This is a genomic window from Litoreibacter janthinus, assembly GCF_900111945.1.
Lineage (GTDB): Bacteria > Pseudomonadota > Alphaproteobacteria > Rhodobacterales > Rhodobacteraceae > Litoreibacter > Litoreibacter janthinus.
In genome coordinates this window covers 772,343-794,946 of record NZ_FOYO01000001.1, presented here as the reverse complement: position 1 = coordinate 794,946, position 22,604 = coordinate 772,343, and the positions used below count along the sequence as shown (strand labels likewise).

At 56.0% G+C, this 22,604-nt stretch carries 22 protein-coding genes; 10 read left to right on the top strand and 12 right to left on the bottom strand.

Features of this window, described 5'->3' with window-relative positions:
• The first annotated feature begins 15 nt into the window (after nt 1-15).
• The 4 genes from BM352_RS04005 (at nt 16) to BM352_RS03990 (ending at nt 4,857) form a co-directional block, all read left to right on the top strand.
• Nucleotides 16-732, top strand: coding sequence for a sterol desaturase family protein (locus BM352_RS04005; RefSeq protein WP_090212833.1), 717 nt, complete (start codon nt 16-18; stop codon nt 730-732).
• Nucleotides 733-964: 232 nt separating this feature from the next.
• Nucleotides 965-3,100, top strand: coding sequence for a polyribonucleotide nucleotidyltransferase (pnp, locus tag BM352_RS04000; RefSeq protein WP_090212830.1), 2,136 nt, complete (start codon nt 965-967; stop codon nt 3,098-3,100).
• Nucleotides 3,101-3,232: 132 nt separating this feature from the next.
• The gene (yghX, locus tag BM352_RS03995; RefSeq protein WP_090212827.1) at nt 3,233-4,120 is read left to right on the top strand and encodes a YghX family hydrolase; all 888 of its coding nucleotides are present in this window, start codon (nt 3,233-3,235) and stop codon (nt 4,118-4,120) included.
• Between the two features lie 176 nt (nt 4,121-4,296).
• Nucleotides 4,297-4,857, top strand: a complete 561-nt coding sequence (locus BM352_RS03990) for a L,D-transpeptidase (protein ID WP_090212825.1) — start codon at nt 4,297-4,299, stop codon at nt 4,855-4,857.
• 72 nt (nt 4,858-4,929) lie between these two features.
• Here the strand turns inward: BM352_RS03990 and BM352_RS03985 are convergent, their stop codons facing one another.
• On the bottom strand, nt 4,930-5,580 hold the full coding sequence (locus BM352_RS03985; RefSeq protein WP_090212823.1) for a peroxiredoxin: 651 nt from the start codon (nt 5,578-5,580) through the stop codon (nt 4,930-4,932).
• An 80-nt stretch (nt 5,581-5,660) separates the two neighbouring features.
• Between BM352_RS03985 and BM352_RS03980 the strand changes: the two genes are divergently transcribed.
• Together BM352_RS03980 and BM352_RS03975 are read left to right on the top strand one after the other, a co-directional pair.
• Nucleotides 5,661-7,085: an aldehyde dehydrogenase family protein gene (locus tag BM352_RS03980; RefSeq protein ID WP_090212820.1), complete on the top strand. Its 1,425-nt coding sequence runs from the start codon at nt 5,661-5,663 to the stop codon at nt 7,083-7,085.
• A 150-nt stretch (nt 7,086-7,235) separates the two neighbouring features.
• Nucleotides 7,236-7,817 (top strand): VOC family protein, encoded by a 582-nt coding sequence (locus BM352_RS03975; RefSeq protein ID WP_090212818.1) that lies wholly within the window; start codon nt 7,236-7,238, stop codon nt 7,815-7,817.
• Here the strand turns inward: BM352_RS03975 and BM352_RS03970 are convergent.
• The 10 genes from BM352_RS03970 to BM352_RS03925 all read right to left on the bottom strand — a co-directional run bounded on the left by BM352_RS03970 (nt 7,814) and on the right by BM352_RS03925 (nt 18,513).
• A complete protein-coding gene (locus BM352_RS03970) occupies nt 7,814-8,461 on the bottom strand; it encodes an RluA family pseudouridine synthase (protein ID WP_090212816.1) in 648 nt (215 codons plus the stop codon). The genes BM352_RS03975 and BM352_RS03970 overlap by 4 nt on opposite strands.
• Entirely contained in the window at nt 8,451-9,344 is an 894-nt protein-coding gene (gene rarD / locus BM352_RS03965) for an EamA family transporter RarD (RefSeq protein ID WP_090219835.1), read from the bottom strand. Before rarD ends, BM352_RS03970 begins: the two co-directional genes overlap by 11 nt.
• Nucleotides 9,345-9,381: 37 nt before the next feature.
• A complete protein-coding gene (locus BM352_RS03960; RefSeq protein ID WP_090212813.1) occupies nt 9,382-11,823 on the bottom strand; it encodes a GcvT family protein in 2,442 nt (813 codons plus the stop codon).
• Nucleotides 11,820-12,701 (bottom strand): homocysteine S-methyltransferase family protein, encoded by an 882-nt coding sequence (locus BM352_RS03955; RefSeq protein WP_090212810.1) that lies wholly within the window; start codon nt 12,699-12,701, stop codon nt 11,820-11,822. Before BM352_RS03955 ends, BM352_RS03960 begins: the two co-directional genes overlap by 4 nt.
• A gap of 92 nt (nt 12,702-12,793) precedes the next feature.
• Entirely contained in the window at nt 12,794-15,241 is a 2,448-nt protein-coding gene (locus tag BM352_RS03950) for a GcvT family protein (protein ID WP_090212807.1), read from the bottom strand.
• Nucleotides 15,234-15,617: a GFA family protein gene (locus tag BM352_RS03945; RefSeq protein WP_090212805.1), complete on the bottom strand. Its 384-nt coding sequence runs from the start codon at nt 15,615-15,617 to the stop codon at nt 15,234-15,236. The genes BM352_RS03950 and BM352_RS03945 overlap by 8 nt, the downstream gene beginning before the upstream one ends.
• Nucleotides 15,617-16,237, bottom strand: a complete 621-nt coding sequence (locus BM352_RS03940; protein WP_090212800.1) for a LysE family translocator — start codon at nt 16,235-16,237, stop codon at nt 15,617-15,619. Before BM352_RS03940 ends, BM352_RS03945 begins: the two co-directional genes overlap by 1 nt.
• Before the next feature lies 1 nt (nt 16,238).
• Nucleotides 16,239-16,811, bottom strand: coding sequence for a helix-turn-helix domain-containing protein (locus BM352_RS03935; protein ID WP_090212798.1), 573 nt, complete (start codon nt 16,809-16,811; stop codon nt 16,239-16,241).
• 83 nt (nt 16,812-16,894) lie between these two features.
• Nucleotides 16,895-17,347: a GAF domain-containing protein gene (locus tag BM352_RS03930; RefSeq protein WP_245780905.1), complete on the bottom strand. Its 453-nt coding sequence runs from the start codon at nt 17,345-17,347 to the stop codon at nt 16,895-16,897.
• Nucleotides 17,347-18,513 (bottom strand): acetyl-CoA C-acyltransferase, encoded by a 1,167-nt coding sequence (locus BM352_RS03925; RefSeq protein ID WP_090212795.1) that lies wholly within the window; start codon nt 18,511-18,513, stop codon nt 17,347-17,349. The genes BM352_RS03930 and BM352_RS03925 overlap by 1 nt, the downstream gene beginning before the upstream one ends.
• 97 nt (nt 18,514-18,610) lie before the next feature.
• Here BM352_RS03925 and BM352_RS03920 point away from each other — a divergent pair, with 97 nt between their 5' ends.
• From BM352_RS03920 to BM352_RS03910, 3 genes are all read left to right on the top strand, one after another.
• Nucleotides 18,611-18,964: an STAS domain-containing protein gene (locus tag BM352_RS03920; protein ID WP_090212792.1), complete on the top strand. Its 354-nt coding sequence runs from the start codon at nt 18,611-18,613 to the stop codon at nt 18,962-18,964.
• Nucleotides 18,961-19,455 carry an ATP-binding protein gene (locus BM352_RS03915; protein ID WP_175500614.1) on the top strand — a complete coding sequence of 165 codons (495 nt, stop codon included), beginning with the start codon at nt 18,961-18,963 and terminating at the stop codon, nt 19,453-19,455. Before BM352_RS03920 ends, BM352_RS03915 begins: the two co-directional genes overlap by 4 nt.
• A gap of 271 nt (nt 19,456-19,726) precedes the next feature.
• On the top strand, nt 19,727-21,307 hold the full coding sequence (locus BM352_RS03910) for a gamma-glutamyltransferase family protein (RefSeq protein ID WP_090212786.1): 1,581 nt from the start codon (nt 19,727-19,729) through the stop codon (nt 21,305-21,307).
• Here the strand turns inward: BM352_RS03910 and hspQ are convergent.
• On the bottom strand, nt 21,304-21,633 hold the full coding sequence (gene hspQ / locus BM352_RS03905; RefSeq protein ID WP_090212783.1) for a heat shock protein HspQ: 330 nt from the start codon (nt 21,631-21,633) through the stop codon (nt 21,304-21,306). The two genes, BM352_RS03910 and hspQ, sit on opposite strands and share 4 nt — an antisense overlap.
• 85 nt (nt 21,634-21,718) lie before the next feature.
• Between hspQ and BM352_RS03900 the strand changes: the two genes are divergently transcribed.
• Nucleotides 21,719-22,600 carry an AEC family transporter gene (locus BM352_RS03900; protein WP_090212780.1) on the top strand — a complete coding sequence of 294 codons (882 nt, stop codon included), beginning with the start codon at nt 21,719-21,721 and terminating at the stop codon, nt 22,598-22,600.
• Nucleotides 22,601-22,604: the final 4 nt, after the last annotated feature.

Here is a 22,604-nt window from a genome sequence, read left to right as displayed (position 1 = left end):
CGGGGAGATGCCGCCATGCTCGAAACCTTCCGCGTCCTCATAAACATGGGCACGTTGCACCGATTGTTACCGCTCTGGTTGGTGGGCATGGCTGTTTTCATCTTTGCATTTTCGCCGTGGTTTCTAGTGGCGCTCGCTTACGGAATGGTGCTGCAGTTCCTCACCGAATACGTGATGCATCGCTTCATCTACCATCGCGAACCGCCGACGGAGCAATCCACATTCAACGCGCTTTACCGCGCCCATATCTCCCATCACGAATTCCCGACTGACGCAGAGTTCTTTACGGGCGACGACCATTGGTATGCCGTTCGATTTGCCCTGATCTCGTTCGCCATCCACACTGCCGTCCTGTGGCCGTTTGTTGGCCTTACGGCGGCGGCGGCGCTTACGGCGGTCGCCTTGTTTGTCGGGTCTATATCGGCGTTCACTTTCTACGAGTACTGCCACACGCTGGCGCATCTAAAGGTCAAGAAGGGCTGGTTCGGGCAAAAGATCACGCAGAGCCACCTCATCCACCATTTTCAAGATCACGATGCTACGTTCCATGTCAGCTTTGGCATGGGCTGGATCGACTCGATTTTTGGCACGCGGTATGATCAAGAGACCGCCAAAGCTCGGTATGATCGGGAGACCATCCTCAGCCTCGGAATGGACCCCGAGGACCTTCGCTTGGTCACGGCGCGCAAGGCGTTCGGCATCTCAAAGCTTCCCCGCGGTCGACAGGCTTAGAGCTGCACAGAACACTTTGGTCGATCGGCAAGTGATGCAGCGACGAATGTTGACGCGTGAGACAACGCGCGACCTCTTCCCAAATGCTTAAAACCCCTATATAGCCCGCACATCTGAGACTGTGCGCCCTGACCCCGGCGCTCATGCGAAGGATTGGGGTCGGCGGCAATGGGGCCGCCATTCAAACGGGAGACCCGGAAGGCCGGGAGTGCTCCCTGATAGGAAACGATACATGTTTAACGTGACTAAAAAATCCATCGAGTGGGGCGAAGAAACGCTGACTCTCGAAACCGGCAAGATTGCCCGTCAGGCTGACGGCTGCGTGATTGCCACCTACGGCGAGACCTCTGTTATGGCCGCCGTAACTTTTGCCAAAGAGCAAAAACCAGGTCAGGACTTTTTCCCGCTGACCGTACACTACAACGAGAAATACTACGCCGCCGGTAAAATCCCTGGTGGTTTCTTCAAGCGCGAAGCACGTCCAACTGAAAAAGAGACGCTGACATCCCGCCTGATCGACCGTCCGATCCGCCCGCTGTTTGTTCCTGGCTTCAAAAACGAAGTTCTCGTGATCTGCACCGTGCTGTCCCACGATCTGGTGAATGACCCAGATATGGTTGCAATGATCGCGGCCTCCGCTGCGCTAACCATCTCTGGCGCGCCTTTCATGGGCCCAATCGCTGCTTGCCGCGTAGGCTATGAGGATGGCGAATATATTCTGAACCCTGAACTCGATGACATGCACAACCTGCGCTACAATCCAGAGCAGCGTTTGGACCTTGTTGTCGCCGGCACCAAAGACGCCGTGATGATGGTGGAATCGGAAGCTTACGAGCTGACCGAGGAAGAAATGCTGGGCGCGGTAGAATTCGCCCACGCACAAATCCAGCCAGCAATCGACCTGATCATCGACTTCGCAGAAGATTGCGCGAAAGAGCCGTTCAACTTCTCCGCTCCTGATTACTCTGACCTCTTTGAGGCCGTTAAGAAATCAGGCGAAGACGCAATGCGCGCAGCTTACGCAATCACCGACAAGCAAGAGCGTACCGCCGCTGTTGCTGCAGCCAAAGCGACCGCTAAAGAGGGCCTTTCCGAAGAGCAGCTTAACGACGAAAACCTTGGCGCGGCACTGAAGAAGCTCGAATCCACCGTCCTGCGTGGCGATGTGGTGAAGAACAAGAAGCGCATCGACGGCCGCGATCTGGACACCATCCGTCCAATCGTTTCCGAAGTAGGCTTGCTGCCACGGACCCATGGTTCTGCCTTGTTTACACGTGGCGAAACTCAAGGTCTGGTTGTGACCACGCTGGGTACCGGCGATGACGAGCAGATGATCGACAGCCTGCAAGGCATGTATAAGTCGAACTTCCTGCTGCACTATAACTTCCCTCCCTATTCGGTTGGTGAAGTTGGTCGCTTTGGCCCTCCCGGCCGTCGTGAAATCGGTCACGGCAAACTTGCATGGCGCGCTCTTCAGGCCGTTCTGCCAGCACCCACCGACTTCCCGTACACAATCCGTCTGGTCTCCGAGATCACCGAATCCAACGGCTCGTCCTCTATGGCGTCCGTTTGTGGTGGCTCTTTGTCCATGATGGACGCTGGTGTGCCTTTGAAAGCACCGGTTGCTGGTGTGGCAATGGGTCTGATCCTCGAAGAAGACGGCTCCTACGCGGTTCTGTCTGACATCTTGGGCGACGAAGATCACCTTGGCGACATGGACTTCAAAGTGGCTGGTACCGAGAACGGCATCACCTCGCTGCAAATGGACATCAAGGTTGCAGGCATCACGCCGGAAATCATGAAAACCGCTCTGGCTCAGGCCAAAGCTGGCCGTCTGCACATCCTTGGCGAGATGAACAAAGCCCTGTCCTCTGCTGGCGAATTCTCGGTGCACGCACCGCGTATCGAAACCATGCAAATTCCAACGGACAAGATCCGCGAAGTGATCGGGTCCGGCGGTAAAGTGATCCGCGAGATTGTGGAAGTCTCTGGTGCCAAAGTGGACATCAATGACGAAGGCGTCATCAAGATTGCAAGCCCGAACGGCGACGCGATCAAGAAAGCCTACGACATGATCCACTCGATCGTTGCAGAGCCAGAAGAAGGTGCGGTTTACACCGGTACCGTCGTGAAGATCGTCGACTTCGGCGCCTTCGTGAACTTCTTTGGCAAGCGCGACGGTCTAGTCCACGTGTCCCAAATCGAGAACCGCCGTTTGAACCACCCTTCCGACGTCCTCAAAGAGGGCCAAGAAGTGAAGGTCAAACTGCTGGGCTTTGACGATCGCGGCAAGGTGCGCCTGTCGATGAAAGTCGTCGATCAGGAAACTGGCGAAGAAGTCAAAAAAGAAGAAGCCGCAGAGGAGTAATCCTCGCGCAGCTCTGAACCCAGAAAACCCCGGTGGAAACACCGGGGTTTTTTTGTGTTCCCAGCAACGATTGCCGAACGCTGCGTTGGCGCTATGGTTTGAGGTTCAGATTCATCTCAAGGAGCGACTTCAATGCAACGCAAGAAAGCCTCTGACTTTGATCCCCGCCTACTGGAACTCTATGATGGCTATGTCCATGGCAAGATGACCAAGCGCGCGTTTTTGACCAACGCAACAAAATATGTAGCGGCAGGCGTGACCGCTGCTGCCGTGCTTGAAAGCTTGCAGCCGAACTACGCACTGGCGCAACAGGTCGCCCCGGACGATCCCGAAATCGAAACCATGACGGTCGAGTATGAAAGTCCCGACGGTCACGGCACTATCAAAGGCCTGATGGCCAAACCTGCAGGCGCGACGGGCAAACTGCCGGCTGTATTGGTCATCCATGAAAATCGTGGGCTCAATCCATATATCGAAGACGTCGTCCGACGCGCAGCAAAGGCCGGCTACCTAGCGTTCGGACCGGACGGTCTGACGCCACTTGGCGGCTACCCTGGCAATGACGATGAAGGTCGTTCAATGCAAAAAGAACTCGATGGCGCGAAGCTGATGGAAGACTTCTTCGCCGCATTCGAGTTCTTGGTGAACCACGAAGGCTCCACTGGAAAAGTCGGCGCTGTCGGATTCTGCTATGGCGGTGGCGTGTGCAATGCACTGGCCGTCGCCTATCCGAACATGGCGGCCTCTGTGCCCTTCTACGGGCGCCAGCCGCAGGCGTCTGACGTGGCCGACATTCAAGCCCCTCTGCTGATCCACTACGGCGGGCTGGATGAACGTATCAACGCCGGATGGCCAGCTTACGAGGCGGCGCTCAAAGAGAACGGCAAAACCTACGAAGCGCACATCTACGAGGGTGCGAACCACGGCTTCCACAACGACACGACCCCGCGCTACGACGAAGCGGCGGCGCAGTTGGCTTGGGACCGCACCTTGGCGCATTTCGCCAAGAACCTTTCCTAGAGAGAGCGACACCAGAAACACGACCGGATGACCACCTTAGCGGTGGTCACCCTTCTTTTTTGGCCCTGAACGGCAATGATCACACGGGTGTTATTGCCCCTTGCAGCATTTCTTCGCTAAACTGCGTGAACAATGCCGCCTCTCGGACGTTTTGGGAGGACAGGAAGGGATAAAGAATGATCAACCGTCGCACACTTCTGACAACATCTATCGCCGCTGCTGCAGTCGGCACACCCGCGCTTGCGCAGCGCAAGCCTTGGGTTATGCCAGAGGAATACAAACCACGCATCGTGACGCTGCAAGGCGATTTGCCAGCGGGCCAGATCCACGTCGATCCACGGGCCTTTGCTCTTTATTGGACGCTGCCTGAAGGCAAAGCGATCCGCTACACTTGCGGGATTGGCCGTGCGGGTCTTTACGAGTCTGGCAGCTTTACCGTGGGAGCCAAGAAAGAGTGGCCTGCCTGGACGCCGACGCAGGAAATGATCGAGCGCGATCCAGCTTCCTACAAAAAATGGGAAGACGGGCAGCCCGGCGGGCCAAGCAACCCGCTAGGATCCCGGGCGCTGTATCTGTTCGCACCGGGCAAGGGCGACACGTTCTTGCGCATTCACGGCACGTCCGCGCCATGGACCATTGCGTCAGCCATCTCCAACGGCTGCGTGAGACTGACAAATGCCCATATCGCGCACCTCTACCAGCAGGTGCCAATGGGCACGAAGGTTGTGCTGCACTAACCCGACATTCCCTTTGAAACATGAAGGCCGACCCGATTGGGTCGGCCTTCATGTTTGTCAGCGTGGTCGCGCTTAGACGGGGGCTTTGACCGTCCGCAGGTAAGGCAGCACTTCTGTGACTTCGCCGAACTTCGCGACTGCGTCTTCTGCGCTGACCGACGTTGGCACGATCACATCCTGACCAAGCTGCCAGTTGGCTGGCGTTGCAACTCCTTTGGCTGCCATTTGCAGGCCATCCAGCGCGCGCAGGATTTCCGCAAAATTACGACCAACAGTCATTGGGTAGGTCATGGACAGCTTCAGTTGCTTGTCCGGCCCCACGATGAACACGGACCGTACAGTGGCACTGTCTGCGGGAGTGCGGCCGTCGGGCAGGTAGGCCTCGGCTGGAAGCATGTCGAAGGCTTTGGCCATTTTCAGGTCTTCATCTGCGACAATTGCAAACTCGGCTTTGGCTTTGGCGACTTGCTCGATGTCGCGCTTCCATTTGACGTGATCCTCGACCCCGTCCACGGATACACCCAGAACTTTGGTGCCGCGTTTGGCCCATTCGTCTGCGAGTTGTGCAACGGCGCCAAATTCGGTTGTGCAAACCGGAGTGAAGTCTTTCGGGTGCGAAAAAATAACAGCCCAGTTGTCGCCTACGAAATCGTGCAGGCTGATATCGCCTTGATCGGTCGTTACGGTGATGTTCGGAATAGTGTCGTTAATGCGCAGGCCCATGGCGGTCCCCTTCCATTTGTGGTTTCTGTCACCGATATAATGATCGCCAGAGCCTTACACACCCCCGAACGGAGCTTCCCATGTCCAATCTCAAGAAATTCTACATAAACGGTCAATGGGTCGCACCCGTTGCTGCGAACGACTTTGACGTGATTAACCCCTCGAACGAGGAAGTATGCGCCACGATTTCGCTTGGCTCCGAGGCCGACACCAACGCCGCTGTCGCCGCCGCCCGCGCCGCGTTTGAAGATTGGGCTTTCACACCGAAAGCCGAAAAAATGGCGCTGCTGAAGAAGCTTCTGGGGGTTTACAACAAACGGTCAGAAGACATGGCGCAGGCCATGTCGACCGAGATGGGCGCGCCGATCAAGATGTCCCGAGCACAGCAAGTGGGCGCGGGCTCATGGCACCTTGAGGGGTTCATCAAAGCCTTTGAAAAGTTCGAGTTCGATACACCGTACACTGACTCCGAAATGACGTTGCGCGAACCCATTGGCGTCTGTGCACTCATCACGCCATGGAATTGGCCGATGAACCAGATTGTGCTGAAAGTTGTGCCCGCGCTTGCCGCAGGCTGCACCGTGGTTCTGAAACCGTCCGAGATTGCTCCACTGTCCGGCATCCTGTTCTCTGAGTTCATGGACGAGGCGGGCTTCCCTGCTGGCGTCTATAACATGGTGAATGGCGACGGACCGGGCGTAGGATCGCAACTGTCAGCGCATCCAGATGTGGACATGGTGTCTTTCACTGGCTCGTCCCGCGCAGGCAAGCTGATCACCAAGGCTGCAGCGGACACGCTCAAGCGCGTATCGCTAGAATTGGGCGGCAAGGGCGCGAACATCATCTTTGCGGATGCGCGTGACAACGCAGTGACCGATGGTGCCGCTCGATGCTTCCGCAACACTGGTCAAAGCTGCAACGCTCCAACGCGGATGTTCGTTGAACGCTCCCGCTATCAGGAAGCTGTCGCCCAAGCGAAGGCGACTGCCGAGAACACCAAAGTTGCCCCGGCCTCTGAAGACGGCGGCCATATTGGGCCACTGGTTTCTGAAATGCAGTTCAACAAAGTGCAGGACCTGATCCAGAAAGGCATCGACGAAGGGGCAACGCTTTTGGCAGGCGGCACTGGGCGCCCGGACGGACTGAACCGCGGGTTCTATGCCCGCCCCACGGTGTTCACTGACGTGACCCCAGACATGACGATCTATAAAGAAGAGATCTTCGGCCCGGTCATGTGCCTCATGCCCTTCGATAGCGAAGCTGAGGTCATCGAAATGGCGAATGACACGCCCTATGGCCTGACCAACTACATCCAGTCCGAAGACACAGAAAAGCGCCGCCGCGTCGCGCGCCGTCTACGGTCCGGCATGGTCGAAACGAACGGCTCCGGCTTTGCACAAGGCTCGCCCTTCGGCGGCTACAAGCAGTCCGGCAATGGTCGTGAAGGCGGTGCATTCGGGATCGAGGAGTTCCTTGAAGTGAAGGCAGTCAGCGGCTGGAAATAGCCTCAGCGCCAAAGCCGCGAGGGAAATCTGATCCACGGAGGGAGCGCATAACGCGCTCCCTTTTCGCATTCAAAGGACCCTCTCCGGATCCCTTGCCCGATGGACTAAACTCGCTACGATCAATGCTGTCCACTTCTGGAGGCTCCAATCATGCGCAAGATCCAAGCTCAAGGCATCCATCACATCACGTTGATGGGGGCCGACAGACAGACTTCGATCGACTTTTGGGAGGGGCTTCTTGGTATGCCCTTCGTCTTCGAACAACCCAACCTTGACGACCCCGCAGAGGGCCATCTCTATTTCGATCCGGGAGACGGGCGCCTCATTACTATTTTCACAAATGAAAACCGCTCACGCGCGCATCGCCGCACGCCGACGGATGCCGGATGCGTCCACCACTTGGCCATCAATGTGAGTCTCGCGACCTTCCGTCAAATTGAGGCTCGCCTAGGTGAGCGTGGCATCGCGCATTCCGGTCACAAAGATCGAGGCTTTATGGACAGTATCTATTTCAAGGATCCCCTTGGGTTCCTGATAGAATGCGCTTGTTACAAGTTCGAGCCACCAAACGGATGCACTCATGCCGACGTCATGATCGAAGCACATAAGCTGCGTGTTGAAGCAGGGGATGCCAGTATTGCGGAAATCCATCTTGCCGACGCGATAGAGCTGTTGGTTAAACGAACCCAAACGTCCCTGTCGTCAGACCGCGCGCCCCAGAACCCTTACTAGAACGGAGCCTTCGCTTTGAACTCGATGGCCTTTCCACCTTCTGGGTGGCGCAATTTCAGGCTTTCCGCGTGAAGCATCATGCGCGGGTATTGGTCAGCGTTGTCTGAGTAAAACGGATCGCCAAGAATGGGATGACCCAAGGCCTGCATATGGACCCGAAGCTGATGGGATCGGCCTGTCAGAGGTGACAGCCTCATGCGCGTAACGCCGTCGGTGACGGCGCCGCGCCGCCACTGGGTTATAGCCTGTTTCCCGTGGACGAAGTTCACGTGTTGCAGCGGCCTATTGGGCCAATCCACAACCATCGGCAAATGAATTTCGCCACTCTTCCCGTCAACCGCGCCATGCACCAGCGCAACATAGACTTTCTTGGTGTGGCGTCGTTCAAACTGCAGGCCCAGATGCCTTTGCGCAGATTTTGTCAGAGCAAAAACCATCACCCCCGAGGTGTCACGATCAAGCCTGTGCACCAACAGCGCACTTGGGAAAGCGACCTGAACGCGCGAAATCAAGCAATCTTCCAAATGCTCCCCTTTGCCAGGCACTGAGAGCAGCCCCGCCGGCTTGTTGACCAGCAAAAGCTCCGCATCCTCGTGGATCACGTCCAGCGGGTCGGTCGGTGGGTTGTAATCGCTACTGCTCACGGTTTCGCACCATGGAATAGGTATAAAGGATCAGCGCCGCCCAGATCATCGGGAAGGCAATCCCACGTGCAGTGCCGAATGGCTCCCCAAAGACGAACACCGCCACAAGAAAGATCATCGTCGGCGCGATATACTGGAGGATCGCAATCGTTGTCAGCCGAAGACGTTTTGCACCATTGGCATATAGCATTAATGGCACCGACGTGACGACGCCACAGCCCAGAAGCAACCACATATCTGTATCGAAATGGCTGTTTCCCGTGCTGCCGAGATAGCCCCAATAGGCCAGTGCCGGAACGGAGAGGATCAACACCTCCAGCAAGAAACCCTGGTTGGGCCCAATCGGGAGCGACTTTTTGAAGAAGGCGTAAAACCCCCAAGACACGGTCAGTCCAATCGCTGCCAATGGCAAGCGACCGGCGTCAATCGTCAGCACCACGACGGCCGCAAAGGCCAATGCAATTGCCGCCCATTGAAGGCGGCTCAGGCGTTCTTTCAGCAAGGCGAACCCCATGAACACAGAGAATAGCGGATTGATATAATACCCAAGTGCCGCATCCAACGCATGTCCCGAATTGATAGCCCAAACATAGATGCCCCAATTCACCGAGATAAGCGCCGCCGTGACGCAGCCCATTGCAAGCATTTTAGGCGTTGTTAGAGCCTCTTTTATGTCCTGAGTTCGTCCCAGCAGGATCAGCACCAACCCTGCAATCGGGATCGACCAGATGACCCGATGAACCACCACTTCCGCTGCTGGAACATGCGACAGCATCTTCATATAAAGTGGCAGGAACCCCCACAGAAAATAGGACGAGATCGCGAAGGCCAACCCCGCAGGGCTGTCTTCGGATTTCGGAGAGATGTCATTGAAACGGGTCATGAACTCATTCACCATCATGGCCCGTCAGTTGCAAGAGTTAGACTTTTACGCGCTCCGACTTTGGGTCGTAGAACGGCTTGGACGACACTTCCGCTTTGACCCGAGTTCCCGCGATATCGATCTCGTAGCTGGAGGCCAGCACATCCGCTAACGCTTCGCCCTTGCAAGGGATGTACCCCATCCCCATGGCAGCGCCCAAGTGATGCCCATAAGCGCCGGAGGTCAGATAGCTGACAATCTCGCCGTCTCTCAAAATCGGCTCTGCGTGATATAGAAGCGGCTCTGAATCTGTCAGCTTGAACTGCAAAAGACGCATATTCAGACCCTGTTCAGCCTTTGCCAGCACAGCCTCTCGTCCGATAAAATCGGGCTTGTCTTTCTTGACTGCAAAGCCCAGCCCCGCCTCCATAACATGGTCTTCAGACGTGATGTCGTGACCAAAGTGACGGAAGCCTTTTTCCATACGACAGCTATCCATCATGTGCATGCCACACAGCTTCATATCCATCGGATGCCCGGCCTCAAGGAGTGTCTCAAACACATGCGCGGCCTGGTCTGCACCGACATAGACCTCCCAGCCCAATTCGCCGACATAGGTGACCCTATGGACGCGCGCGAGCCCCATGCCGATTTCGATGTCTTGGGCTGTGCCAAAGGGATTTGCTTCGTTCGAGAAATCCGCAGGCGACACCGCCTCAAGCAGTTTGCGAGCGTTCGGCCCCATTACTGCAAGAACTCCCTCCGCTGCGGTCATATCCGTGATCACCACATTGTAGTCGCTGGCATTGCGGCGCATCCACGTCTCGTCCGCGAGTCGCGTCGCCGCGGGAGTCACCACCAAATACGCGGTTTCCGACAGTCGGGTGACAGTTACGTCGGCTTCAATCCCGCCACGCGTATTGAGGAATTGAGTGTAGACGATCTTCCCGACTGGTACGGAATAATCGCCACCTCCTACATAGTTCATGAACGCCTCGGCATCGCGTCCTTCGACTCTGATCTTGCCGAAAGACGACATGTCGTACATTCCGACGTTACTGCGGACGGCACGGTGCTCCTGCGCTACGTTGTCAAAGAAATTCTGACGCTTCCAAGAGTATTTATATTCAGGTTCTTGGCCCTGATCTGCAAACCAGTTGGCGCGTTCCCAACCAGCAAGTTCCCCCATGACTGCTCCGTTGTTTAGAAGATGTTGGTGGAAGGGTGTACGGCGGACGCCGCGCGCGGTTTTCTTTTGAAGGTAGGGAAAGTGATCCGCGTAAAGCAGGCCCAGAGTCTCTTTCGATCGTTCGAACAAATAGGTTTTGTTACCCTGAAATGGCTGCATTCGGCTGATGTCCACATCACCCAGATCGAACGGTTTTTCACCCGCGTCCATCCATTGCGCCAATGCGGATCCCGCCCCGCCAGCCGACTGGATGCCGATCGAGTTGAACCCGGCTGCGACCCAGAAATTGTCCAGCTCGGGTGCAAGGCCCAAGTGATACGCGTCATCCGGGGTAAAAGATTCAGGCCCGTTAAAGAAGGTGTGAATACCCGCTTCAGCAAGCACAGGCATACGCTCGACGGCGGCCTCTAGAATGGGTTCGAAATGATCGAAATCTTCAGGTAGTTGATCGAACTCGAAATCCTTTGGAATGTCCAAAGTCCAAGGTTTTGCGACAGGCTCGAAGGCCCCTAGCAAAACCTTGCCGGCATCCTCTTTGTAGTAGGCACACTCATCGGGCACCCTAAGAACCGGCATTTGCTGCAATCCGGGAATGCTTTCCGTAACGATATAGAAGTGCTCACACGAATGAAGCGGGACATTCACACCGGCCATCCGGCCAATCTGATGACCCCACATCCCACCGCAATTTACCACGTGTTCTGCCTGAATAGAGCCTGAAATTCCGTTCTTATCTTCCCATGCTACACCAGTTACACGGCGCCCCTCCCTGTGGATGTCAGTGACAAGATAACCCTCTTTGACGAGCGCCCCATTTTGCCGAGCCCCCTTTGCCAAGGCGTGGGCAATGTTCGCGGGATCCCCTTGTCCATCGAGCGGCAGGTAAACCCCTCCGGTCACACCCTCAATATTGAGAAGCTCGTAGCGCTTCTTGACCTCTTCGGGCGAAATGGGCTCTGCAATGACTCCAAACGATCGCGCCATCGCGGCTTGCCGATTGATCTCCTCAAGCCGCTCTTCAGTGAGCGCTACAGTGATGGATCCGCATCGCTTGAAGCCAGTCGCAACGCCAGTTTCCGCTTCCAAGTCGCCGTAAAGCTCCTGCGAGTACTTCGCCAGCTTGGTCATGTTCTTTGTTGCACGAAGTTGCGCGATCAGACCCGCCGCATGCCATGTGGTGCCGGACGTCAGCTGTTTACGTTCCAGCAGGACGACGTCTTTCCAACCGAGTTTGGCAAGATGATAGGCAACTGAGCAGCCGATGACGCCGCCGCCGATGATGACGACACGTGCTTGATTGGGAAGTGTCATGCTGGAGCCCCTTTGAGGCGTCGAGACAGTTCTCGGATATGTGCAGGGCCGACTTCGCAACAGCCCCCGATTAGGGTTGCCCCTGCGGCCACCCATTTGTCTGCGAAATCTGCGTATGTTTCCGGAGACAGATCAGTCCTAGCCGATAACATATCAACCGTTGCCCCCACCTTGGAAAAATCCTTGTGAATGCCGGTGAAGCCGTTCGCATAGGCTCCTAGTGCCAAGCCGCAGTCTGCCAGCAATGGTACCGCTTTCGTGACCGCCTCTGGCACTGAACAATTCACTAGCACCGCGGCAGGTCTGTATTCCTGCAGAAGCGGTAAAATGTCAGTCACGTCCTCACCGGACCTCAGTTTGGTTCCAACTTGATCGTCAACAGAGACCGCGACCCAAACCGGTTTGCCCGTCACGCTCCCCCCCATCAGCGCACCTTTAAGCTGATCCACAGACGACATCGTCTCGAAGATGTGGGCATCGACGAACGGCGCGTGAATCCTGACGATCTTTGCATAGACCTCCGCCGCGTCTTCAGCGAGCGGAGCCTTATCTGGCTGGTAGGAAAACCCCTGCGGCCCGAGCGAGCCAAGCACCAGACCCGATCCGTGGGCATCACGCGACTGGCAAGCCAGCGTGCAGGCCTTAATCGCAAGCGTTCCAAGGTGGTCCAGAATGCCATGCGGCTCTAGCCGATCGGGCAGAACCGAATAGCTGTTGGTGGTTGCAACTTCGGCGCCAGCTGCAAAATAGTCATCATGCACCGCGCGAACCAAATCGGGCGCGTCAATCAACGCTTGCGCGGACCAAAGCGATGTCGCGCGGCCTGCGCGAGCGATCAACTCCTGCCCCATACCACCATCAAGAAGCGTTACTGTCATCAAAGATACTTTCTTACATTCATCGCCATTGCTGGCGCAGATTTAGTTTTCCGCCATTTTAGGGTCGTTCCGCAGGCGCTGGAGCCGCTGAGTTAAGCCCGGATGCGGTCATTTTCTGGATCCCAAAGTGGTTGATCTTCTTGAACGACCGCCTTGCGGCGTTGTCCATAAACCTCGATCTCCAGCGCAGTGCCTGCGGCGGCCAATTCTGGCCTCACCATTCCCAAAGCAATGCACTTCCCTGTGCGGTATCCCATCCCGCAGGAGGTGGTCTCACCCACAACTTCATCGCCCTTCCAGATGGTCGACATGTAGGGGGCATCCGACTCTCCGGCTTCGATAACCATCATAACGAAGGCCTTCGCTCTCCCTCTTTGCTTTTCGGCCAATAGGGCGGCTTTGCCGGGGAAGTCCTGCGGCTTATCAAAGCGGATAAACCGCTCCAGCCCGCCTTCGAGCAATGTGTAATCCGTGCTGAGGTCACCTTTCCACGCGCGGTAACCTTTTTCCAACCGCATAGAGTTAAGCGCGAACATCCCAAATGGTGTGGCACCAGCTTCCAACACAGCGTCATAGATTGCTGGCATATTCTCGTTGGAAGCGTGGATTTCCCAACCCAGTTCACCTGCAAAGGAAACGCGCGCCAAAGCGCAATTGATTCCTGCGACTGTTGCGGGCTGGATCGACAACCACGACGACGACATGTCAGCCTTCGCGTCCAATTCTGTGAAAAGCTCTCGCGACTTCGGCCCCGTCACGATCAGTGTCGAGTATTCGGTGGTGTGATCGGTCAGCGAAATTCCGGATGGAAGATCGTTGTTTAAAACATCCCTGTCATGCCATTGCGCTGAGGCTGCTGTTATTAGTGTAAAATGGTCTTCCCCATGCCGCATGATCGACATTTCGGTCAGAATCCGGCCACGGCTATCGGCAAAGTAAGCCAAATTCATGCGGCCCGCTTTCGGCAGGCCACCAGCAATTCTGCCGCGAAGATACTCTGCTGCGCCTTCGCCGGACAGATTAAAACGAGAGAAGCCCGGCAAATCCAGCACGCCCACGCTGTCCCGCACCGCTTCGACTTCTTCTTTGACGCGCTGTTCCCAAGGTCCGTCACGATCCCAAGTTTGTGTGCTGTCTTCGGATGTGTCGTCCCCAGATTTGGCATACCAATTGGCCCGCTCCCAACCGTTATATGTCCCCATTACGCCGCCGAGCGCCCTCACCTTTGCATCAACCGGCGATAGCTTTTTGTCGCGCCCTGCGGGCCAGGTGTGGTGTGGGAAATGCATGGCGTATTCGTGGCCATAGGTTTCGACGGCCTTCGCGTGGCAGTAATCCTGATCGGTATAGTCAGTGTAGCGACGCGGATCGACGGCCCACATATCCCATTCCGTTTCGCCGTGAATGATCCACTCGGCCGCAACCTTGCCAGCACCGCCACCCTGAGTGATCCCGAATGTGAACACGCAGGCTTCATATGCGTTCTTTACACCCGGCATTGGCCCGATCAACGGCAACCCATCTGGCGCGTAAGGGATGGGTCCGTTTATGACCCTATTCACGCCTTGAGTGCCCAAAATCGGAACCCTTGCCATAGCGTCTTCGATATACCATTCCAGCCGCTCCAGATCGTCTGGGTAAAGTTGGAAGCTGAAATCTTCTGGCATCGGGTCTTCGGGCGTCACCCAATGCGCCTTGCAATTGCGCTCGTAAGGTCCGAGATTCAGCCCGTTTTTGTCTTGTCGCAGGTAGTAGGAACTGTCGACATCGCGTAGCAACGGCACCTTCCGGCCATTGGCCTTTGACCATTCTACAAGCTCAGGGATTTCCTCAGTCAGGAAATACTGATGAGACATCGTCACCATCGGAACTGTGCGCCCGCCATACGGCTTGAACCACTCGCCAACACGCTGAGCGTAGTATCCAGCGGCGTTCACGACCTTTTCGCAGCGAATGTCGCCTTTGTCCGTATGAACGATCCACTCGTCGCCATCTTTGGAAACACCCGTTGCAGGACAGAACCGTTCAATCCGCGCGCCCATGGCGCGGGCACCTTTTGCCAGCGCTTGTGTCAGCTGCGCCGGGTCGATATCCCCGTCATCCGGATCCCATAGACCGCCAGCGAGATCATGCGTCTCGATGAACGGATAGCGATCCTTGATATCGTTCAGGCTCATCATTTCCAACGATAGACCCTGATAGCGCCCCATCCCGCGCGCGCGCTCGAACTCCTGCATACGCTCTCGGGTGTGGCCAAGGCGGACAGACCCGGTCACGTGATAGTTCATAGGGTAGTCAACCTCTTCGGCCAGCCCCTTGTAGAGTGATAGCGAATACCGCTGCATATTCATGATCGCCCAAGAGGTGCTGAAAGACGGGCAATTGCCGGCGGCGTGCCACGTGGAGCCTGCGGTCAGCTCGTTCTTTTCGAGCAACACACAGTCAGTCCACCCTTCTTTAGCCAGATGATAGAGCGTTGAGGTGCCGACGACACCGCCGCCAATAATCACCACACGGGCAGTTGTTGGAAAATCACTCATCTTCTTGCTCCTCTTGCCGGACTTGATCCGCAATTTCGTAGTAATCGCCTTTGTCGGCGGTAAATATGTGTCGTTGTAGAGTTAGCCCCGTCGGCACATTCATCGACCCAAGCGAAACACCTGTGTCTGTGTCAGCATCCGATTTCCAGAACAGGAACGAGCCGCAGTTCGGGCAGAAGCCGCGTTTAGCGGTCGGGCTGGACTGAAACCATTTGACCTGCCCCTCGATACGTAGCTTGTCATCATCTATCTGCACTGCGGCCCAGTAATGACCAGATTGCTTGCGGCATTGGGTGCAGTGACACGCCGCTGGGTCGCGGGCGACGCCGGCGGCCGTGAACCTAACCTCTCCACACAAGCAGTTTCCTGTCAGCATCAGAGCCTCCCCGGATTGGATGCGGTCCCCAAAAGAACACCATATATTATGAAACAGATGGCCATGATGCGACGCACCCACACGTTAAGCACAGCTCCAATGGCAGAGCGACCAAGACCCGCCCCGATAGCCGTGAAACTGACATAGCTCAACGTGGTAATAGCCAGTGCTGTCGGCATGATGACCCACATTTGCGACCAGACGGGGATATCGGGCTGAACGAATTGAGTGAAGGCCGCGAAGTAGCCCGCCACTGATTTCACGTTGATCGTCGCGATAAGGAAGGCCCGCCCGTAGATCGAATGCGCCGCGACATGGCGAGGTGCGACTGGTTTTCCCGCGTTTAGGAAGCCGCGCACGCCAAGGAAGACGAGGAATGCCGCGCCGACCAGCTTTCCCCAAAAGAATGCCTCCGGTGCGCTGGCAAGCAAAGCTGTGACGCCCGCTGCCGAGAGGATCAGGAACAGAGTGGCTTGCGTCAGTATACCCAACACCCCCCACAGGGACCGTTTGAAGCCATGGGTCATTCCATTCTGAATGCAGTTCACTGCGTTCGGGCCAGGTGTCGTTACAAATACGACCCAAAACACCGCGAATATGATCCAACCTTCCAGCGTCATGTTAATACACCGGCGGGGCGATGACCCAGATCACAACTGCGGGTGCTGCGTAAGGATTCATCCAGCGAAACGGCTCACCACGGATGCGAAAGCTGTCGCCTGACTTTAATGTAAACGTCTGCCCGGAGATCCACAGATCAAGCTTGCCTGACACGACATACCCGACTTCTTGGGTGGGACGGCTGACGGGCGCTTCAATCTCGCTGAATGGCTCGAAAGTGGAATGCACTACCTCGAAGTCATCCGTTAGATCGGGCGATAGCAGTTCCTCGACTAGACCCGCCTCACGCGAACCGATGGGGCGGCGTGTGTCGGCCCTGACGATGAACCCTTGTTCGTTGGCAACGGATGCAGCTTGCCGGAATAGGCTCGAAACCGACACATCCAGCGCCTTTGCCATGTGGCGAAGATCGGTGATGGAGGGTTGAGACAAATCACGTTCGACTTGGCTAAGCCACCCGACAGATCGGCCCAACGTCTCCGCAAGCTCCGACAGGTTCAAACCCCGCGCCTTGCGCAAAGCTCGAAGGTCAGCGCCCAGCGTGTCTGTCTTGTTCGGGTGCGTGTGTTTCACTTTCGGTCCGTGAAATAAATGGCCTGTTTTTCATCAGAACGCATAATTCACGAGTCGTGCAAGACAAATTTGAGCCTTTAGCCTTAAACTCGACCGAAAACATCTTTCAGGATTTGAGCCATTCCTTCGGCATCATCTGGTGTAAAGGCATCTGGCAGGTCGCTATCAATGTCAAAAACCGCGATCAATTTACCTGATTTGTCCCAGACGGGCAGGACCAACTCTGAACGTGTGGAAGACGCGCAGGCTATATGGCCGGGGAAGGCATCGACATCTGGCACTAGTTGGGTCTCTTCCAGCCGCGCCGCCGCTCCGCATACGCCGCGCGAAAAAGGGATCACCAAACACCCATGACCACCCTGGTACGGGCCGATCTTCAGCACCTCAGACGCAACGACGCGGTAGAACCCCGTCCAGTCAAAGCGCTCGTCAGCGTGATGCACTTCGCATGCAACCGTCGCCATCAACGACACCAGATCATCTTCGCCGTCAGTCAGGGACACGACGGTTTTGGCAAGCTCGGAGTAGTCCAACACTAAATCCGCTCTATCGCGATGGCAGTGCCCTCGCCCCCGCCAATACAAATCGCCGCGACGCCCCGTTTCAGCCCGCGCGCCTCAAGTGCGTTCAACAAAGTGACGATGATCCGCGCGCCCGATGCCCCGATCGGGTGCCCGAGCGCGCAAGCGCCACCGTTCACATTCACGATGTCACGCTCCAAACCCATTTCATGCATGAAAGCCATGGGAACAACGGCAAACGCCTCATTCACTTCCCAAAGGTCCACATCAGCGATGCTCCAACCAATACGTTCAAGCAGTTTACGTGCTGCGGGGACAGGCGCGGTTGTGAATAGGCCGGGAGCCTGGGCATGGCTCGCGTGGCCGACAACGCGCGCTCTTGGGGTAAGACCGTATTGCTTCACGCCCGCCTCAGAAACCATAACCAGCGCCGCCGCCCCATCGGAAATCGAGGAAGAATTCGCCGCCGTCACTGTGCCGCCGTCACGGAATGCTGGCTTAAGTTGCGGGATTTTTTCGGGACGCGCTTTTCCTGGCTGTTCGTCCTCAGCCACAACAATGGGCGTGCGGCCTTGCACCGTAACGGGCGCAATCTCTGCTGCCAATTCGCCTCGCTCTTGGGCTGCTAACGCGTTGGACAGGGATCGCAGCGCAAATTCATCTTGTGCTTCCCTGGTGAATTGAAAGGCCTCAGCACAGTCTTCGGCGAAAGTGCCCATAAGGCGCCCTTTGTCATAGGCGTCTTCCAACCCGTCAAGGAACATCGAATCCTGAACTGCTTGGTGACCGATACGCGCGCCACTCCGCATTTTAGGCAGCAGATACGGCGCATTCGTCATGCTCTCCATCCCGCCCGCAACCATCGTCTGTGTGTGTCCCAACGATAGTTGGTCGAACGCGGTCATCGCAGCCCGCATCCCAGAGCCGCACATCTTGTTAAGAGTTGTGGCGGGAACCTCTTCTCCAAGTCCCGCTGCAAAGCCAGCCTGACGCGCAGGTGCCTGCCCTTGCCCCGCGGGCAGAACACAACCCATCAGCAATTCATCAGCACTGGAAAGACCGGACTGGTCCAACGCGGCCTTAATCGCAATCCCGCCAAGTTGAGGTGCGTCCATCGCAGCCAAAGCGCCCTGAAAGCCGCCCATCGGGGTCCGGCTCGCACCAGTAATATATACGGACATATTGAAGTACCTTTGCTGCTAGCGACACACGCATGCATACCGAATGGTAACCTTTGACGTCTAGTCCAAGTGCCTGAAAAGATCAGGAGAGCGGACAATGATGCAAACCCACCAAACCTCAAGCGGCGTTCTCGTCCTAACGTTAACAGCGACCCGCATCGACGCGGCCTGCGCCGTTCATTTCAAAGATGATTTCAGGGAAGCCGTCGCTGCCCATTCCGGCAGGGTTGTGATGAATCTCGCAGGCGTTACGTTTATGGACAGCAGTGGTCTTGGCGCGATGGTTGCCGCTTTGAAAGCGCTCGGCGGTCGAAAACTGGAACTCTGCAATCTGACAGCTGCGGTCGACAAGGTATTCCGACTTACCCGCATGGATAAGGTTTTCGTAATGCATGAGGATCTAGATCAAGCATTGGCATCCGGCGGCTCCAAAGGTGCCGATGCCGCGTGACAAATTTGGCTAGTGTGCCTCGAGCTTTTGGTGCGCCTCGTCTTCACTACGAAGATACGATCAACGCAGATCCAATTTCTGTAAGAGATACAATTCTTGAGATTATGAGACGGCTTCAAAATGAGTTTCCGTCGCAATCCGAAGGCATAATTGGCACCGAAATCGTTCTTGCTGAAGTTCTTAACAACATCGCAGAGCACAGTTATCAGTGCTCTGGATTGGGCGACGTCATCATTTCGGTGTTGTGCACTGACGATATGATATCTGTCGAGACACGGGACTACGGGGTGCCGATGCCCGGCCTAAATCCCCCAAAGACAGAACTAGAAGAGATTCCACTGGCCGTTGAGGACTTGCCCGAAGGGGGTTTTGGCTGGTTTTTCATCCGCAGTTTGTCGTCCCACATGGAGTATCGTCGGATTGGGCAGCAGAATATTTTCTGTGTGCAGATCCCAACTTCAGTCGCAGAACCGGCTCCGAAGATCTCCTAGACCCTCATTGTTCACGATCTGGAAACGTGCCGCAAAGACGCCATACTAAACACTCACAATGAACAATAATTGCTCGTGGCTGCGCCGCATTCACACACCACGATGTAAGGGTAGCTGCATAGCTTCACTCGGCGTCGCGTTTATCAGCCCCCACCCAGATGCGCGGCGCCGAGGACAGCTTTGTGCGATCTGTAGTCCTTGCGGATCGCCCATAGACAATCTCAGCCCAAATCCTATCATCCCGCTTGAACAATTTTGAGGTCAAGCGCGCATGAGAGATTTTCATCAACCGGGTCGGTCTACAGTTTTCGCGTCCAACGGCATGTGCGCGACCTCTCATCCGCTGGCAGCAAAAGTTGCAGTACAGATGCTCGAAGCTGGCGGGAACGCTGTAGATGCGGCGATTGCAGGGGCAGTTCTGCTGGGCCTGTGCGAACCACAGATGACCGGGATCGGTGGCGACTGCTTTGTTCTGCTTCACGAACCAGGATCCAAAGATGTAGTTGCGTTGAATGGGTCTGGACGCGCGCCTGCGGGGCTTTCCGCAATGGAGATGCGTGGCAAAAAAATGACCGCTGTGCCTGTCGACACGCCCGAGGCGGTAACAATACCGGGCGCAATAGACGCGTTTTGCCAGTTGAGCAAAGACTACGGGAAACTCGGGCTTAAAGTGGCTTTGGCGCCTTCAATCTACTATGCCAATGCGGGAGTTCCTGTCAGCCCACGCACCAGTTTCGATTGGGAGCTTGCGGCAACAGCGCCCAAAGGGGCCGCATCCCGTTTCTACCTTTTGGACGGCAAAGCCCCACAGCCTGGGCAGGTTTTCAGAGCGCCTGAGCAAGCTGAAGTGCTTCGCCGTATCGCCGAGCAGGGGCGCAACGGTTTCTACGAAGGTGAAGTTGCCGAAGATATGGTGGCCTCGCTCCAAGCAGCAGGCGGATGCCACACCCTAGACGATTTTGCCGCAACCAAGTGCGACTACACCAAGCCTGTATCGGGCGATTACAAAGGAACAGAACTGGTCGAGCACCCGCCAAATGGGCAGGGCGCCACGGCAATATTGATGAACAATATTCTCAGCGCCTTTGATTTGCCCTCCATGGATCCTTTCGGTTCCGAACGCGCCCACATCGAGGCGGAAGCCGCCAAGCTGGCTTATGATGCACGCAATCGTTTCATTGCTGACGCCGATCATACGGCGCGCCTTGATCATATGCTTTCTGCGGAAACGGCAAAGCGTCTCGCCCGGCTCATCGACCCTAAGAAGGCAATCGACAACGCCCATCGCCTGACAGAGCAAGTCCACAAGGACACAATCTATATCACTGTCGTCGATAAAGATTTGATGTCGGTCTCCCTGATCTATTCGATTTTCCACAGCTTCGGGTCTGGCATAGCCTCCGACAAGTTTGGCGTCTTGTTCCAGAACCGCGGAGCGGGTTTCACTTTGGAAGAAGGTCATCCGAATGAAGCTGGCGGCGGGAAGCGTCCGATGCACACAATCATTCCAGGCATGCTGCGCCAAGCTGGTGAGGTGGTCATGCCATTCGGGGTCATGGGCGGCGCTTATCAGCCTAACGGTCATGCCCGCTTTGTTACCAATTTGGTGGACTTCGACATGCACCCACAGGCTGCAATAGACGCACCCCGTTGTTTCAGTGACGCTGGCGAAATGAAGGTGGAGCGCGGCTACTCAGACGCTGTTCGTCAGGAGTTAAGCGATCTGGGCCACAACGTATCTATTCCCGAGGGTCCTATTGGTGGCGCACAGGCGATCTTCATCGACCGCAAAAACGGAGTGCTGCATGGCGCGTCAGATCCGCGAAAAGACGGGTGTGCGTTGGGTTACTAGTTGAAGTCGAACTGAAGCGGATACTTACCGCGCCCGTCATAGTCTCCAAACATTGCACTTAGGTCAGGGTGGTCAATCGGTTCGCCAGTCATGTCCGCAGCAAGATTTTGTTCGGAAACGTAGGCGACATAGTAACTGTCGTCGTTCTCTGCCAGCAGATGGTAGAAAGGCTGATCGCGATGAGGACGACTTTCCATAGGAATGTTGTCATACCACTCTTCAGTATTTGAAAACTCTGCGTCCACGTCGAAAATCACCCCTCGGAAGGGATGTTTTTTGTGGCGCACAATCTGGCCCAGTGTGAATTTTGCCTGAGTTTTCAGCATAGCATTGCAACCCTCATACCCCGTAGATAGACCCTTGATCGGTGGTTTGTCCATGAATGGGCGCGGTTTTTCGAGGAAACAGTCTGTGAACTTGATTTTAACAGTCTTGGAGATTGTGGCTCCGGTTTTCATCCTTGCGGCTATCGGGTTCACATGGGTCAAGCTCGGGTTTGACTACAGAATTGAGTTTGTGACGCGGCTCGCAATGACACTTTCTGTGCCCTGCCTGATTTTCGCGGCCCTCATGAGAACCGAGATCGCACCGGATGCCCTGACGACCGTTTCCCTTGCTGCTGCCGCTGCCTATGCCCTTGTAACAGTTGGATGTTTTGTTCTGGTCAAACTTGGAAGGATGGATGTCCGGACCTATCTTGCGCCGTTGATTTTTGGCAATACCGGCAATGTTGGTCTGCCTCTGGCCCTGTTTGCCTTCGGGGACGAAGGGCTCGGCTATGCGGTGGTTATCTTTGCTATCATGGCAATCTATTCGTTCACATTTGGGGTTTGGCTTGTATCGGGCGGCGGTTCGCCAACCAAGGTCATAAAGGAACCTCTGGTCGCGGCAACGGTCCTTGGGGCTGTTTTTCTGGTCATGGATTGGGAAACGCCTCGGTTTTTGACCAACGCGATCGAACTCATCGGGCAAATGGCGATTCCAATGATGTTGATCACCCTTGGGGTGGCTGTGGCGCGGCTGAAACCTCGCGGTGTGACCAAGGCGATCATCGCGTCTGTGCTCAAAGCTGGAATATGCATCGCGGCTGCAACGGCTGCAGGGATCTGGTTTAAGCTGACCTCAATTCCCTTCGCGGTACTGATCTTGCAAGTCTCGACCCCCGTTGCCGTGACCTCTTACCTATTGTCGGTGAAATACGAGGCGGACAGCGATGCCGTTGCGGGCCTGGTTGTGGTGTCGACGCTGCTTGCTGTGGTCTATATCCCGCTCACATTGGCGTTTTTGGTATAACCGC